At 71.8% G+C, this 16,327-nt stretch carries 6 protein-coding genes; all 6 read right to left on the bottom strand.

Translation table 11 applies throughout. The features are described 5' to 3' along the window. Positions 1–120: 120 nt before the first annotated feature. Positions 121–1,941, bottom strand: a complete 1,821-nt coding sequence (locus AB0B55_RS24510; protein ID WP_357174064.1) for a hypothetical protein — start codon at positions 1,939–1,941, stop codon at positions 121–123. Positions 1,942–1,996: 55 nt separating this feature from the next. Next, a complete protein-coding gene (locus AB0B55_RS24505) occupies positions 1,997–2,959 on the bottom strand; it encodes a sulfotransferase domain-containing protein (protein ID WP_357134580.1) in 963 nt (320 codons plus the stop codon). 26 nt (positions 2,960–2,985) lie between these two features. Then, positions 2,986–3,822, bottom strand: a complete 837-nt coding sequence (locus AB0B55_RS24500; protein WP_357174262.1) for an alpha/beta hydrolase — start codon at positions 3,820–3,822, stop codon at positions 2,986–2,988. Positions 3,823–3,824: 2 nt separating this feature from the next. Continuing rightward, positions 3,825–4,136 (bottom strand): acyl carrier protein, encoded by a 312-nt coding sequence (locus AB0B55_RS24495; protein WP_357174061.1) that lies wholly within the window; start codon positions 4,134–4,136, stop codon positions 3,825–3,827. A 38-nt stretch (positions 4,137–4,174) separates the two neighbouring features. Continuing rightward, positions 4,175–8,977, bottom strand: coding sequence for a beta-ketoacyl synthase N-terminal-like domain-containing protein (locus AB0B55_RS24490; RefSeq protein WP_357174058.1), 4,803 nt, complete (start codon positions 8,975–8,977; stop codon positions 4,175–4,177). 73 nt (positions 8,978–9,050) lie between these two features. Continuing rightward, positions 9,051–16,310: an SDR family NAD(P)-dependent oxidoreductase gene (locus AB0B55_RS24485; protein ID WP_357174056.1), complete on the bottom strand. Its 7,260-nt coding sequence runs from the start codon at positions 16,308–16,310 to the stop codon at positions 9,051–9,053. Between the last annotated feature and the right edge of the window lie 17 nt (positions 16,311–16,327).

Here is a 16,327-nt window from a genome sequence, read left to right as displayed (position 1 = left end):
CGGCCGCGGGGGGGGGTGGGGGTGGCGCCCGTAAACAACCCGGGTACCCGCCCCCCACCGCGCCCTGCCGGATCGCCGCCCGGACTCCGCCTCGGCTCGACCGCCCTCATGAAACAGGCCCTAACAGTGCTGCACGCTGAGTCGGATCAGTTCCCAGCCGCCCTCGGGAACATCGTCGTCCGGGTCCGTACGCAGGTTCATCGGATTGGCCATGCCCAGGTAGAGGGTCGACCCGTCGGCGATCATGTTGCGGATCCCGTAGTTCAGGTAGTTGCCGAGCCCACTGTTGTCCACCACCGTGGCCGGCCTGCTGGTCGAGTCGAAGACGAACAGGTCGCCGCCGTAGACCGGGGCCGGCGGGGGGTCGTCGGCCAGTACCGAGGCCTTGCCGAACTCGGCCGCGGCGGGGCCGGTGACACCCAACAGCCGGGCGGTGTCCTGGCCCAGGTCCTTGGAGATGTAGCTCCAGTCCATGGTGCCCACGTACAGTTTCCCGCCCGCCACCGCCATCTTCCAGGTGTAGTTGTTGTAGGGGTTGCCCATGCCCGACGGGCCGTACAACGGGGTGTATCCGGTCGAGGCGGCGGCCCAGAGGCCCGCTCCGCCGTTGCCCGCCGGGTCGTAGGCGGGCAACTGGGATGCGCCGTACAGCAGGTCCACCCGCTGGTGACGGTCGCCGAAGCTCTTACCTCGGAAGATGCTGATCGCCCGCTGCGTGCTGCGGACCGTGGACCGCAGCGCGGCCTCGTCCGCCGGTGGGTAGGTCGCGATGTGCACCGTGGTCGCCTTCATCGGCACGTGCATCGTGCCCCAGTACAGGTAGCCGTTGAAGGAGGCGAGCCCACCCAGGGCGTAGGTGCGGGCCACGACCGGGTCGGGCTCGTACCCGTCGACCGACCAGACCTGGGTCCAGTTGTCGGCGTCGGCCGGCGTGAGGCCGCGTTCCCCCTGCGACAGCTTCGGGCTCATCCACACCCCGGCGACCCCGGACAGCGGCTCGTCGGTCGTGCCGGGCACGGCCGCTGCCAGGGCGTCGTCACCGGAACCCGTCCAGGTCGTCACGAAGATCCGCCCCTCGTGCACGGTGAGATCCGCCGCCTGGGCCGGTAGGTTCGCGACCTCGACGAAGCTGAACGGATTGCTCTTGGAGCCGGTCCAGCGCAGCACGTGCCCCCGGTTGCCGCCGTTCGCGCCCACCCCGACACCCGCGTAGAGCGCGCCGTCGGCCACCACGAAGTGGCGGATGTTGCCGTACGCCGGCAGGTTGATCGAGCCGAGGAAGGCGCCGGTGTCGGTGTCGAAGGCGAACAGGTTGATGCTCTCGCCCAGGGCGGGCCCGCCCAGGAACGCCACCCCCTGATGGGTGCCGGCGGCCCGGATTCCGGCGGTCGTGCTCAGCCGGTTGGCGTCGGTGGTGGAGGCGGCCTTCACCGCCTCGGTCTTCTCCGTCAATCGCCCCGAACGTTTGTCGTACGTGTACAGGCGGGGCGGGCGATGGTCGCCCAGGGTGGGGGGCAGAGTCGGGTTACGTTTCGCGATCTGGCTCTCGCCGTACTCGCACACCCAGTCGTCGTTCAGGTTCGGTGTCGTGTTGCGCAGGTTGCGCCCGCTGGTCATGCAGTTGACGTTCGCTCCGGTGCCGAACCACAGGCTCTGCGCGGTCTGGGTCATGCCCCACAGGTAGGACTGGTTCACCTTCGGCTGGCCGGTGGCGCATGGCGGACCGGGTGGATAGGCCACGCCGATACCGGCGAAGCACTCGTCCGGGGTGCCCTTCCCGATCAGCTTCCGCTCGTATTTTGGCTGATGTCCGGCCGTACCCGGCGCATCCGTCCCGATCGGGGTGGCGGCGGCTGACGCCGGCGCCGCGAGGACGTACAACAGTCCCAGTACGGCGGCCGCGGCGAGCGGTCGCCGGCCCGACATCCGGAGTGGTTTCACGAATGGTTCCTCTCGTTCGACGGAGTCCTGAGGGTCGGTGGGGCACGATCGCGGGTCAGGCCGCGGCGACCTCGCGGGACCGGGCGGGGCTGACCACCCGTGGGGCGACCCGCCGTGCCCAGTCCTCCCAGTCCTCGAACTCCAGGAACCGGGCCAGCAGGCCGAGCTGCCCGATCGGGTCGGCGACCAGGTCCTCGTAGCTCATCCGGTGCAGGTGGCGCGGCGGCAGGTCGGTGAGCGCCTGCTCGGCCTGGCTGGTCAGGAACGCGCTCAGACCGAGGTAGCGGCGCAGGTCCTGGCCCCGATCCCGGAGCAGGTCGGCGCTGAGCCGGTCCGGCAGGTAACGCTCCAGGTCCTCGGGCACCGACTGGCCGGGTTCGATCCGGAACGGATCCAGCCCGCACCGGCCGAGGAACTCCACCCGCAGCTGAATCAGCTGGAACGACGAGTGCTGGCTCATCGAGCGGGCGGTCGCCTCCCGGTCGCGGGTCAGATACACCACCTTCGCCTCGGGAAATGCCCGCAGAAGGTACGGAGCGACGTGGCTGGACCCGCCGGAACGCTCGACCCAGCGCCGCTTGCCGGTCATCACGGCCAGCAGGTCGAGGAACATCCGGTGGTGGTCGCCGACCGACTGCGTCGGGAAGTCCGGCACCCGCTCGGCGAGCTGGTCGAAGAGGCGGTCCGGGTCGGGGGTCAGCTTCGACAGGGTGATGGCGAGGATCCGCGGCAACTCGGTCATCCGGTCGGCCCACCTCCCGGTCGCGGGATACCGCACCTCCTTCGGCGGCAACCCGATTCGGAAGAGAGTGGCGAGTTCCGCCTTGGGGCTGCTCAGCACCGCCCAGTACGCGGCCCCGGTCAGCACCTCGGAACTGCGTGCCCAGGGTGCGACGGACATGAAGAACTCCTGCGCCGAGAGAGTCTCGGGCTGCTCCGCGATCAGGTCCGAGAGCAGCGTCGAGCCGCACCGGCCGTTACTGATGATGATCGACCTGCCGGTGACCGGGGTGTCCATCCGAGGACCTCCTGCACGTTGGGTTGTCACGGGGCGGTGGCCACCTCGGCCACCTCGACGGAGCACTCCTCGCGGAGCCACGCCAGGACGAGCCGGCGGACCGCCTCCGGCCGGTCGACCAGGACTGTGTGTTTCTCGCCGGGTAGGACCACGGTCCGCGTCTGCGGCAGCAGCCGGACCACCGCCGGTGCCAGCTCGACGACCGCGGAGTTCGCGCCGTAGAGGCAGAGCACCGGTACGTCGATCGCGCTGATCTGCGCGGCACTGGGCAGGGCACTCGCCGGTAGGTCCCGGGCCAGCGTGGTCGCCATGAGCAGCTCGCCGGTATCCCGGGCCCGGCGGGCCACCTGGGCCCCCCGGCCGGCGACGATCTGCGCCAGCGCCTCCGGTCGGGGCAGAAGGTCGGCGGCCCGGTCCAGCCGGCGCGCGACCCGGGCCATCCACGCCGGGGTCGGCGGCGAGGATTCGACCGCCGCGACGGAGGCGACCCGGTCGGGGTGCCGGGCCGCGTAGGCGAACGCGATGGTGCCGCCGAACGAGTTGCCGAGCAGGTGCACCGGAGCGGTGACGTCAAGTGCGGTCAGCATCGCCGACAGGTCGTCGACGAAATCGTCGAGGGTGTAGCCGGTGGGCGGGCGCTCGCTGTGGCCGTGCCCCCGCAAGTCGTACATCACCACCCGCAGCCCGGCGTCGGCGAAGGGCTTGGCCAGGGTGAAGTACCAGCTCGCGAGGCTGTCGGAGGCCATTCCGTGGATCATCACGAGGGTCGGCCCCGCACCCCGGTCAGCGCCGACCTCGTCCGGCTCACCGGCCGGTGGTTCGAGGTGTTCGACGTGCACGTCGATCCCGTTGGCCCGGATCATCGTCACGAGTGGACCGCCTCGACGACGGTGGGGCTCGCGTCGAGGGAGCGTGCGATGTGCTCAACCAGCTGCCCGACCCGCAGCTCGCCCACGGTCTCCAGATCGAGTTTGGCGACGAAGTGCGCGAAGTTGACGGTGTTGCCGTACCGGGCCTGCAGCCGGCCGGCGAGGGAGACGACGTCGATGCTCTCCATGCCGAGGTCGTCGCGGAAGGTGGTGTCCACGGTGATGGGTTCGTCGGCGGCGAAGTCGCCGAGGACCGCGTGGATGATCCCGGTGAGCTCGGCGAGGATGTCGGCGTGCGAGGCGGCCATGGGAGGTGCTCCTTCGGATGGTCGGGAGTGGATGCCGGTCACGGCTGATCGGTCCCGGTCCGCGGGCCCCAGGTCCAGGCGACCACGTACCGTCGAGGTGGTAGGTCTTCGGGATTTCCGACCTCGCGGTGCTGGACCGGGTAGCTCCGGTCGTCGACGTGGACCGTCAGCACCGTGTCCGTGGCGCCGGTCACCACGAACCGGCGCGGGCGGCCGTCGAGTCCGGTCCCCTCCGCCTTGCCGACGGCCTCCTTGGCGGCCCAGAACCGGGTGAACCACTGCCGCCGGTCCTCGGCGTCGCCGCCGAGCGAGTCCAACAGGGCGGTCTCCCCGTCGGTCAGGGCGAAGCGCAGGGTGCTCTCCGGATGGTCGGTGATCTCGGCGACGTCGATGCCGACGCCGGGCGCGTCGGATGGCGACGCCGGCCCGCGGGGTTTCGCGATCGCGACGCCGATCTCCGCGCAGTGCGCCAGCGAGACATCGCAGTCGCGCAGGTCACGGCCCGGACGTCCGTGTACCCGGGGTCGCCCGTCCGGATCGTTGCCGACCGTCAGTTCGATGGGGTAGATGTCGCGGTGTCCGTCCTCCCACAACCGGAACCGGACGGCGTCCTTCACCGCGATCCGGCCCAACAGCCACTGTTTGCGGGATCTGGCGGGCTGCCGCTCGTAGTCCTGGTACGCGGCCGAGCCCAGGATGCCGCGGGCGGCCATGCCCTGGGTGACCAGGTCGGTCCAGCAGTCGAAGGCCATCGTCCAGCCCTCGGGTTGGATCAGCGACATCGGATGCCGCTCGGGGAACCGCTCCGCCGGCCGGGCCTGCGGATGGCTGTCGAAGCGCCGGTCCACCGCGCCCTCGATCTGTGCCCACACCCGGCCGTCGACCACCAGTTGGGTGTCCGCGACGAGTTGTGCGTCGTCGATCGAGCGCACCCGGGCGACACACTCGAAGTCCGTACCGGGTGCCGGCGGGGGGCCGAAGTAGCGGATGTGGCGAAGGCCCACGGGCAACGCGACGGTACGGAACGGCTGTGTGGTGATGAGCCAGTTGCCGATCAGCTGCAGCGCGTTGTCCAGCAGGGCGCCCGGCGGCACGGGTGCGCGGACCACCCCCCGTACGTGCATGTCACCGAGGGCGTGCACGGCGGTGATGCCCTGGAACTGGGGGCCGTGGAACATCAGCCGCTCGGCGTACATCTCCTCGGCGCTGATCCGTGGCGGCCGTTCGGTCGCGGGATCGTGCCGCCACACCTCGGGCGGGTCCGCCGGATAGTCCGCGGCGAGTTCCACCATCGACCGGGCGTACGGGCCGAAGGTGACCGAGACCAGGCCGTCACCGGTCGGCCGCACCGCGATCTCGACGTCCTGACCCGGCTCGGCTATCAGCCAACGGTTGAACCGGGCGTCGCGTACGGCCACCGCCCGCAGGCCCGGCATGGCCTGCTCCGCCGCGTCGACCATGTGCTGCACCAGGGTGGTGGCCGGCACCACCGGCCACCGGTCCTCCATCTTCGGCCAGTCCGGTGGCTGGACGAAGAAGCAGTGGTCTTTCAGGTACGGCATGTTCTCGACGGAGACCCGCAACGTGATCCGCCGAACCGGACCCGGGTCGCCGTTGCTCGTGCTGCCGCTGACCGCCTTGCCGGTGTCGACCCCGTTGGCCGAACCGACGCCGTTGCCCGCGACGCCGTTGCCACGGCCTCCGGGCGCGGCGGTTCGGGAGGGTCCGGCTGGCGGGGCGACCGGGGGTTGTCCGACACCCGGGCGCGGCGGTACCGGCGGAGCCGGCCGGGCGGCCGCGTCCAGAACGCTTGCCGCGTCCCGAGCCGTGTCCTGCAACAGCGCGGCGAGTTCCGCGGCCGCGCTGGACCGTCCGGTCAACCTGTGCAGGGCGGCAAGCGCCGCCGCCGGGTTGGTGCCGTTACCCGCCGGCTCCGGCTGCCGCTCCGCTCCGACTGCCGGCGAGGCGCCGACCGGGACGGCCGAACCGTGCTTTGGCGGACCCGCGGCCAGGTGGTTCGGCGGGGTGCCGCCCGCTGACACGCCGAGCAGACCGGCGGCGCCCGCCCCGAGCCGGACCAGTGGGCCACCGAGATCCAGCGGAATCGACGGGCCACGGCGTACCGGTTTCGCGGCTGCCTTCGCCAACGGCGGATCGAGCGCGGTCAGGTTCGGGCTGCCGCCCTCCACCCAGATCGCGGTGGCGACCCGGCGGAGCTGGTCCAGCCCGCTGCGGTGCTTCACGTTCACCGGCATCGCGAGATGCTCACGCCCGCGCAGGTTGTCGCTGATCAGCGAGGCGAGCTGTCCCGCACCGACCTGGAGGAAGACCCGTACCCCGGCGTCGTACATCGCCGCGACGGTCTGACGGAACCAGACCGGCTCCATCATGTGCCTGACGAACAGGGCGTTGACCTGCGCCTCGTCAGCGGGGAACGGTGCCGCCAGGGTCGCCGACCAGACCGGTATCCGAGTCGGGTGTACCTCCCACCGCCGCAGCGCCGCGCCGATCGACTGCAGGCCGTCGACGAACACGGGGGTGTGGAAGGCCGACCGGAACGGCAACTTCTGACACAGCACGTTCTCCGTACGCAGGGCCTCGACCAGCCGGTCCACCTGGGGTTCGGGGCCGTTCACCACCGACTGCCCCGGGGCGTTGTCGTGCGAGAGCACCACCCCCGGAAAGTCACCCAGCATCGGGGTGACCCGGTCCGCGCCAGCTCCCACGGCGGCGAACACGTATCCGGAGACCTCGACCGAGTCGGCGTGGAACAGTTCCAGAAAGTCGTCCATCGCCGCCGTGCTGATCTGCCCGCTGGTCGCCGCGGCGGTCCACTCGCCGATGCTGTGTCCGGCGACCGCGTCCGGTAGCACGCCGAGGTGGCGCAGCGCCCTGTCGAGGAGTTTGCCGACCTCGATCAGCCCGGCGCCGTGCCGGCCCAGGTCCGAGGCGGACCACTGCCGGTCCGGCAGTCCGAGGTGCGCGGCGATGTCCGCGGTACGGGGCGCGAACTCCGCCTCCAGGCCGGGGAAGACGAAGGCGAGGCGTCCGGTGCCGGCGGCCAGCAGCGGTGACGGGCTGAACCAGATGTCCCGTCCGCCCCGCCAGGCCTGACCGCGGGCGACCGTCTTGCGGGCGACGGCCAGCAGCTTGTCGGTCGGGCTGACGATGCCGAGTCGGCACGCTTCGGCCCCGTTGGCGGGCCGGTTGCTCCGGGCCCGTTCGACGCCGAGGGCCCGCACCTCGTGGTCGCTGCGGGCCAGCAGGCCGGCCAATTGGGCGGGGTCCGGCGCGGCGAGCCAGAGCACCTGGTCCGGCTCGGTCACCGCAACCGTCGAGCTGCCCGTGGTCGGCGCGGTGTCTCGTCCGACACTCGCTCCACCCACCGCCAACGGCTGCCCGGCGGTCGGCCGCTGCCGTACACCGGCGGGTTCGGGCGCCTGCTCGATGATGACGTGTGCGTTGATGCCGCCGAAGCCGAAGGCGTTCACCCCGGCCCGACGCGGCCCGTCGCTCTCCCACGGGCGGGCGGTGGGGATCGGGGCGAACCGGGTCGCGGCCATCTCCGAGCGTGGATCGTCGCAGTGCAGCGTGGGCGGCAGGACTCCCCGGTACACCGCGAGCGTCGCCTTGATCAGGCCGGCGATGCCGGCGGCCGGCATGGTGTGCCCGATCATCGACTTGACCGATCCGATCACCGGGCGTGGCCCGTCGCCCGAATGCGGTCCGAAGACCTCGGCGACCGAGACCAGTTCGGCCGCGTCGCCGGTGGGTGTGCCGGTGCCGTGCGCCTCCAGCAACCCCAGCGCGTCCGGCGCGGTCGGGTCCAGCCCCGCCGCCTCCCAGGCCCGCCGGATGGCCAGCACCTGTCCGGAGGAGGCCGGGTTGAACATGCTCGCCGAGCGGCCGTCGCTGGACATCCCGCTACCCCGGATGACGGAGTACACCCGGTCGCCGTCCCGGACAGCGTCGGACCACCGCTTGAGTACGACCACACCCGTGCCCTCGCCGATCAGCAGGCCGTCGGACTCCCGGTGGAAGGGCCGGCTCTCACCGCGCCTGGACAGCGCCCGCAACTGGTTGAACACCGACCAGAAGCTGATGTCGTGCACGTGGTGCACTCCACCGGCCAGGACGGCGTCCAACCGTCCGCTGCGCAGCTCGGTGATCGCCTGGTCGACCGCGATCAGCGACGAGGCGCAGGCCGCGTCCAGGGTGTACGCCGGACCGCGCAGGTTGAGCCGGTTGGCCACCCGGGACGCGGCCAGGTTCGGCACCAGTCCGATCGTCCCCTCCGGCTGGTACGGGCCGAGCCGCTCGTCGAACTTCTCGCGTACCAGGTCGAGCCGGCTCTGGTCCAGCTCCGGAATCAGCTCCCGCAGCACCTGGATGACCTGGCTCGACATCCGCACCCGTTGGGCGTAGCGGGCCTGAGCCGGACTGAGGATGCCGCCCCGACCGAGGATCACACCGACCCGGTCGCCGCCGGGCAGTCGGTCCGCGCCGCCGGCGTCATCGATCGCGGCGGCGGCCACGTTCAGGGCGATGAGCTGGTCCGGTTCGATCTCCGCGACCGAGGCGGGCATGATGCCGAACCGCAGCGGCTCGAAGGTCGCGAACTCGTCGACGAACCCGCCGCGCCGGCAGTACATCCGGTCCGGCCGGTGGGCCTGCTCCGGGTCGTAGAACTCCTCGTCCCACCGGTTCGCCGGCACGTCGGTGATCGCGTCCACCCCGTCGACGAGATTGCGCCAGTAGCTCTCCAGGTTGCCGGCGCCGGGCATCACCGCCGCCATCCCGACGATCGCGATCGGGTCGCTCCGATCGGTACTCGTGTTCATTTTCGGCCTCTCGCTCCACCGTCGACGGGCGTACCGGGTGTGCGGCTCGGGTGCCGCCGAATCCGCTGGACGATCACCAGCCGGAGGCGGTGTAGACCACGGAATTGATCTTCGGGTCGCCCCACGCCAACTCGCTCAGCAGGCTGAAGGCACCCGCTTCGGGGTCGATCAGATCGATGCCGCGGCGTGCGTACTCCCGACTCAGCTCGTCGCTGACCATCCCGCCGTGCCCGGCGCCAGGTGCCCACGGCCCCCAGTGCACGGTCAGACAGCGGTTGCCGGTGCTGGCCGCCCAGCGGGCGCCGATCGCGTCGACCGCGTCGTTCGCCGCGGCGTAGTCGCTCTGACCTCGATTGCCGTATGCCGCGGCGATGCTGCCGAACAGCACCACGAACCGAGGGGGCGAGTTCAGCTCGTCCAGGCCGCCCAGTACCGAACGGGCACCGTCGACCTTGGTGCCGAACACCCGGGCGAACGACTGTGGGTCCTTCTGCGCGATCAGCTTGTCCTCGATCACGCCGGCCGCGTAGACCACGCCGTCGACCCGACCGTGCGTACGCTCGACGTCCAGCAGCAGGCGGCGGATCGCCGACGCGTCCCGTACGTCGAGGGCGTGGTAGCGCACCTCGCTGCCCAGTTCCCGCAGTTCGGCGAGGGTCGTCCCGACCTCGCGGGCGGCCAGGATCGCCTGCGCGGTGTGTTCGATCTGCGCCGGTGACCGCAGACCCCGGCCGGCGAGCGCGGCACGCAACGACGCCTTGTCCCGGGCCGACACCAGGTCCGGATCCTCCGGCCCGGTCGGCAGCGGTGTGCGGCCGACCAGCTCGATCCGGCAGCGGCTCGCCATGGCCACCGCGCGGGCGAACCAGGGCGTGATCCCGCGAGCCCCGCCGACCAGCACCACCACCGAATCCCGGTCGAGGCCGATCGCGGCGGCCTCGGAGGCGCCGTCACCGGCCGGCCCGGCACCGCTGGTCGCCACCGCGCCCAGCGCCACCGGGGTGAGGGAGACAGTTGTCCGCTCGGTCTCGCGCCGCACGACGGCCGGGGTCTCCCCGGGGACCAGCAGCTCGTCGATCAGGTGTCGGGCGATCTGCTGCGGTTCGGCGGCACCGTCCACCTGGACGTACCTGGCCGCCACCTGTGGGTACTCCCTGGAAATGGTACGGAACAGGCCGGCCAGGCCGTCGCTCCGTTCGGTGCCGCCGACCGGTCCTGCCGCGAGCAGCCAGCGGGGACCGGCGGCGAGCGCCTGCTTGAGGAACGGGAAGACGTCGGGCAGCAGGGGTGCTCCGGCGCCGTCCAGACCGTCCAGCAGGATCAGCCCGTCGAAGCCGGCGAGCTGGTCGGCCTGCCTCTCGTCCAGCACACCCGTCTGCCCGGCCGCGCCCTGCTTCTGGAGCAGTTCGGCGAGGTACGGCAGCGCCGGGCTGGCGCCGGTGATGAGGAAACGCGTTCCGGCGAGCACGTCGGCCGGCTGCCCGGCCGGTGGGGCGCCGGTGTCCGCGCCGGAAGGTCCCGCGACCACCGTCGCCAGGGGCAGCAGCCGCTTCGGTGTGATCCCGGCCGGACCGCTGGCGGTGGCCGACACGGTGGGGACCGGCGCGGGTGCGATGGCCGGGCTCATGGTGGCCAGGGCCGAGGGCGCTCCGGCGGGTGGTGCCACCATCGGTGTGGGTGCGGTGAGGGCCAGCGCGCCGTTACTCGGCGACGGCGCCGGGGCGGTCACCTCCTGCGTCTTCTGGTTGAGCCAGTCGACCATGGTGCGTACGGTGCGGGCCTTGACGAGGTCTTCGAGTTCGGCTTCGTCGCCGTCGACGGCGAGGCCGAGTCGTGCGGCGACCTCGCCGGCGACTTCGGCGCGTTTGATGGAGTCGATGCTGAGGTCGGCTTCGAGGTCCAGGTCGAGTTCGATCAGGTCCACCGGGTAGCCGGTGCGTTCGCTGATCACGTCGAGGATCGCGCTCTGGAAGTCGGGACGGGTCATCACGGCAGTGCCGGTCGTGACGACAGTGGTGGAGTGCGCCACCCCGTTCGCCGGGCCGAGTACGGAGGTCGCGTGGATCACGGTCGTACCCGTCGTCGACCGGATCTTCTGGTTGAGCCAGTCGACCATGGTGCGTACGGTGCGGGCCTTGACGAGGTCTTCGAGTTCGGCTTCGTCGCCGTCGACGGCGAGGCCGAGTCGTGCGGCGACCTCGCCGGCGACTTCGGCGCGTTTGATGGAGTCGATGCTGAGGTCGGCTTCGAGGTCGAGGTCGAGTTCGATGAGGTCCACCGGGTAGCCGGTGCGTTCGCTGATCACGTCGAGGATCGCGGTCTGGAAATCAGGACCGGACGAGGTGACCGCCACAGCGGCCACCTCGACCCCGCCCGTCGGTGCGGCCGGGGGAGCGGCCACCACCACCGCCGTCGTCGTCGCGACCGCGTCGACCTCGGTCCCGTGACCCGGCAGCACCACCGGCGGGTACGCCTGCGAGGGCTGCCACACGAGTCGCCCACCCGCGCCGTCGCCGAAGTACGCGAGCATCACGTCCCGCTGCGAGGCGATCATGTCCCGGCTGGTGCGGAGGAACTCGCTCAGCAACTCGTCGCGGCCGTCCCGACCACTGAAGGCGGTTCCGTTCGAAGCGGTCATCGACAACTCCTTGATCCGTCGTGGGGGCGTCATTCCGCCGGGCAGGCTGTTCCCGGACTGATCTCGTACGAGCTGGCCGTCCACGGTCCAGAACGGACGCTGGCCCGTCTTGACCGCCCCGACGTCCGCCGTGTCGCGGCCCTGGAACAACCAGCCGGTCCAAACCGGGACGCCGGCACAGGCCAGTTGCGCGACAGTGACGAGGAAGCCGCGCAGCCCCTCGTCGGGACGGGGCTCGGTGGCGACCGCGAGGTGCGGCCGGTCGCCGAGGATGGCCCGGACCAGCTTGGTGAGGACCTGACCGGGGCCGGTCTCCACGAAGGTCCGAGCGCCGCTGGCGTACATCGCCTCGATCTGTTCGACGAAACGCACGGGCGCGCCGATCTGCGCGGCGAGCCGTTCACGTACCCGGTCGGCGTCCCCGTCGTACGGGGCTGCCGTGTGGTTCGACCAGACCTGGATGGCCGGCTCCCGTACCGTGCTGGACGCCAGCGCCTCGGCGAAACGTGTGGTGCCGCCGGCCACCACCGGGCTGTGGAACGCGCACGCGACGGAGAGCTGACGGGCCGACAGCCCGCCCTCGCGCAGCGCCGCCACCGCCGACCCGACCGCGGGAGTCGGGCCGGAGATCACGACCTGCGTCGGGGTGTTCCGGTTGGCCAGCACGATGTCGCCAGCCAGCCCCGATGCGGTGAGCACCTGGCTCACCTGCTCGGCGGTGCCGGTGACCGCCGCCATGGTGCCCGGGTCGTCGCCGGTGGCGGTCAGGATCGCCTCGGCCCGTTGCCGGCTCAGCGCGAGCAGGGTCTCGGGGTCGAACGCGTCGGCTACGCAGAGCGCGACGAGCTCCCCGTAGCTGTGTCCGCCGGTCAGGTCGGGCCGGACGCCCAGCCGACGTAGCAGGTGGTCGACCGCGAGGCCGCCGATGCCCAGGACGGGTTGGGCGACCCGAGTGTCGCGTACCCGGTCCTCCTGCTCGCGGGCCGTCTCCGGGTCGAACGCCGACGGCGGGAAGAGGAGGTCCGCCCACTCGGCGCCGAGGCGCAGGTAGTGCCGCAGCTCGGGGAACGCGACGAACAGTTCGGCGAGCGCACCCGGCCGCTGGCTGCCCTGACCGGGGAAGAGGAAGGCCACCTTGCCCGGCTCCGGGTCGTTCGGCGGTTGGACCAGCCCGCGTGCCGGGTCGTGCTCGCCGGCGACGGCCCGGCCCAACAGCTCGGCGAGTTCGTTCCGGTTACGGGCGACGATGGCAATCTGGACCGCGCCGGCCCGGTGGTCGGCCTCGTCGGACAGCGACGCGGCCAGGTCCCGCAACGACCACGGTCGGCCCAGCTCGTCGCGGTTCGACAGCATCTCCAGCAGCCGGCGTACCCGCAGCTGTGCCGCGGGCCGATCGGCGCCGCGGAAGCAGAACAGCTCCGCCGGCCAGGACTGCCGGGTGTGCCGTGGCTCGGGGCTGTTCGCATACGCGCCGAGCACGGTGTGGAAATTCGTCCCGCCGAACCCGAACGCGCTCACCCCGGCCAGCCGCTCGGCCGCCGGCGCGATCCACGGGCGAACGCCGGTGTAGAACGCGAAGGGACTGCGGGCCGGATTCCACGCGGGGTTGGGGCGGGTCAGGTGGATCGTGGGTGGCTTGACTCCGGTGTAGAGCGCGAGGCTCGCCTTGATCACGCCGGCCAGGCCGGCCGCGCACTTGGTGTGCCCGATCTGCGACTTCACCGAGCCCAGCGTGCAACTACCGGGCTCCGCGCCGGCCTCGTCGAAGAACCGGGTCAGGGTCTCCAATTCGGTACGGTCGCCCACCACCGTGCCGGTGCCGTGCGCCTCGACCAGACCGACCTGTCGGGGCGAGACCCCGGTGCGATGGTAGGCCCGGTCGAGGGCGCGTCGCTGCCCGCTCGCCCTCGGGGCGGTGAGCCCGAGCGCACGTCCGTCGCTGGAGCTTCCGATGCCCTTGATCACGGCGTAGATCCGGTCGCCGTCGCGCTCGGCGTCGGCCAACCGCTTCAGTACGACGCACGCCACCCCCTCGCCGAGGGCGATACCGTCGCCGGTGCTGTCGAACGTGCGGCACCGGCCGGTGGGGGAGAGGGCGTGCGCGGAGGTGAACATCAGGTAGTCGTTGATGCCGTTGTGCAGGTCGGCGCCGCCGCAGATCATCAGGTCGCTGCTGCCGGCGCTGAGCTCCTTGCAGGCGGCGTCCATCGCGGCGAGCGACGAGGCGCAGGCGGCGTCGATGGTGTAGTTGGGACCGCCGAGGTCGAGACGGTTGGCGATCCGGCCGGCGATGACGTTGGCCAACACGCCGGGGAAGCTGTCCTCGGTGACCGTGGGGAGTTGGTCCTCCAACTCGGGCGGCACGTCCCCGAGGTAGGCCGGGAGCATGGTCCGCAGCGTCTGGGCGTGACCCATGTCGCTGCCGGCCTCGGCCCCGAACACCACCCCGGTCGAACGGTGGTCCGCGCCGGCCGCGTCGTACGGATATCCGGCGTCGACGAGCGCCCGATGCGCCACCTCGAGCGCGAGCAACTGGGTCGGGTCGATGCTGCTCAGCGCCGCCGGGGGTATCCCGTACCGGATCGCGTCGAACGGGACCGGCTCGATGAACCCACCCCACCGGGAGACGCTGATCCGACCGGCCTGACCCGGCTCCACCTCGGGCGCGTAGTACGTGTCGACGTCCCACCGGTCGGCAGGCACCTCGGTGACCGCGTCGGTGCCGCTGAGTACGGTCTGCCAGAAACTGTGCAGGTCGGGGGAGCCGGGCAGCACGCAGGACATGCCGACGATGGCGATGTCCAGCGGCGCGACCGGCTCGTCCACCGGCGCGGTCGGCGGGACGAGTTCGGCGCGCAGCGCGGCGGTCCGTACCGCGAGGAACTCCTGTGCCTCGGTGGTGACCTGCGCGTGCAGCTCCGCGACCGTGGTCGGTGCGTGGCGCAGCACCGCGACCTGGCCGGCCATGAACATCCCCTCGACGGCCTGCACCGCCTCGTCGACCTCCACCAGGCCGTCGCTCTCCCGGCGTACGCCCTTGCTGGCGATCCGCAGCCGACCGACGTTCAACAGCTCCAGGTGCTCCCAGACCTGGCGGTTCTCCACCCCGGCCGACTCCAGCTCCTCCCGTACGCTGTGGAAGTCATCCACGAACGGGCTGGGCAGGCAGCGGGTCGCGTGCCCGGGGGCGGTCTCCAGCAGCGACGTGCTGGTGGCGGCGATGGCCGTACGGTGGAACAGGGGCTGGATGGCGCCCTCCTGCACCGCTTCGCTGGTGAAGAGGTAGGCGGTCCCCATCAGCAGCCCGATCTGCGCCCCCCGGCCGGTCAGCGGGGCCGCCATCGCGGCGACCATCGCCGCCGACCGGGCGTCGTGGATGCCGCCCGCGAACAGCAGTTGCAGCCGCCCGGCTTCGTCCGGCGTCTCCGCCAGGAACTCCTCGAGCACCAGCAGCTGCGCCTCCCACAGGGGAAAGCTGGCCCGTGGCCCCACATGCCCGCCGCACTCCGCGCCCTCGAAGACGAACTTGCGCGCGCCCGCCCGCAGGAACTGCCGCAGCAACCCCGGTGACGGTACGTGCAGGAAGGTGTTGATCCCGTCCTGCTCCAACGCCGTGGCCTGGGACGGACGGCCGCCCGCGATGATCGCGCACGCGGGTCTGATCTCCCGGATCGCCTCAAGTTGTGCCGCACGCAGCTCGTCGGGCGCGAAGCCGAGCACCCCGACGCCCCAGGGCCGCTCGCCCAGTCGATCGGCGGTCTCCCGGAGCACCCGGCGGGACTGTTCCGCGCCGGCCAACGCGAGCGCGACGAAGGGCAGCGCGCCGTCGGCGGCGACCGCGGCCGCGAACGGGGCCTCGTCGCTGACCCTGGTCATCGGGCCCTGTACCACCGGTATCCGGACGTTGAGGGCGTCGGCGAGAGCGGCGCCCGGCGCCAGGGCGTCCCCGGCAGACGATTCGGCGAGCGCTTCGAGAAGGTGGGCACGGATTCCGCGTACGGCGGCGGCGGTGTCGGGCCAGCGCCGGGCGAAGACGGCGGCGAGCCAACCGTCCTGGCCGATCGGCAGCAGTTGTGAGGCGCTGTCGTGCGGACCGCCCCGGCGGATCCCGCGTACTCCGTCGACCAGGACCGTCTCGGATCCGTCCAGCCGACGGATCGCGCCCCGCGCGTCCGCCGGGAGCTCCGATTCCGGCATGAGGGTGAGCTGGCTGTCCAGGACGACGCCGGCCGCGCCGCCGATGACACAGGCGACGGCGGTGCGGGGGCCGATGCCGCCGGCGACCCAGATCGGCAGGTCGATGTCGTCGGCAGCGGCCAGTTGCTGGAGCAGGACGAACGAGCTGAGCTCGCTGACTGTGCCGCCACCCTCCATGCCGCGCGCGATGAGCCCGTGCGCTCCGGCGGCGGCGGCGTACCGGGCGTCGTCGAGGCTGGTCACCTCGACGAGCACTCGGTACCTGTCGACCACGTCGGCCAGTGGCCAGGGCGTATCCGGCGGTAGGACCAGGAGATCGACCCGGCCGTGGCCCGCCCGCTCCACGTCGGCCGGCGTGGCGGTGCAGCCGGCCGGTACGCGTACGCCGATCGGTCCGCTCGACCCGGCGGCGGCCTGGGCCAGGGCGGTGAGTGTCCAGCTGTCGCCGGAGGCGAGGTCCAGGACGCCGTGACCGCCGCCGTGGCGGGCGGCGGTCACGATCCCGGGACTGGGTT

The organism is Micromonospora sp. NPDC049107 (assembly GCF_040648595.1).
Lineage (GTDB): Bacteria > Actinomycetota > Actinomycetes > Mycobacteriales > Micromonosporaceae > Micromonospora.
Note: the sequence above shows the minus strand (reverse complement) of the source record. Positions and strands in the feature narration are given on the sequence as shown.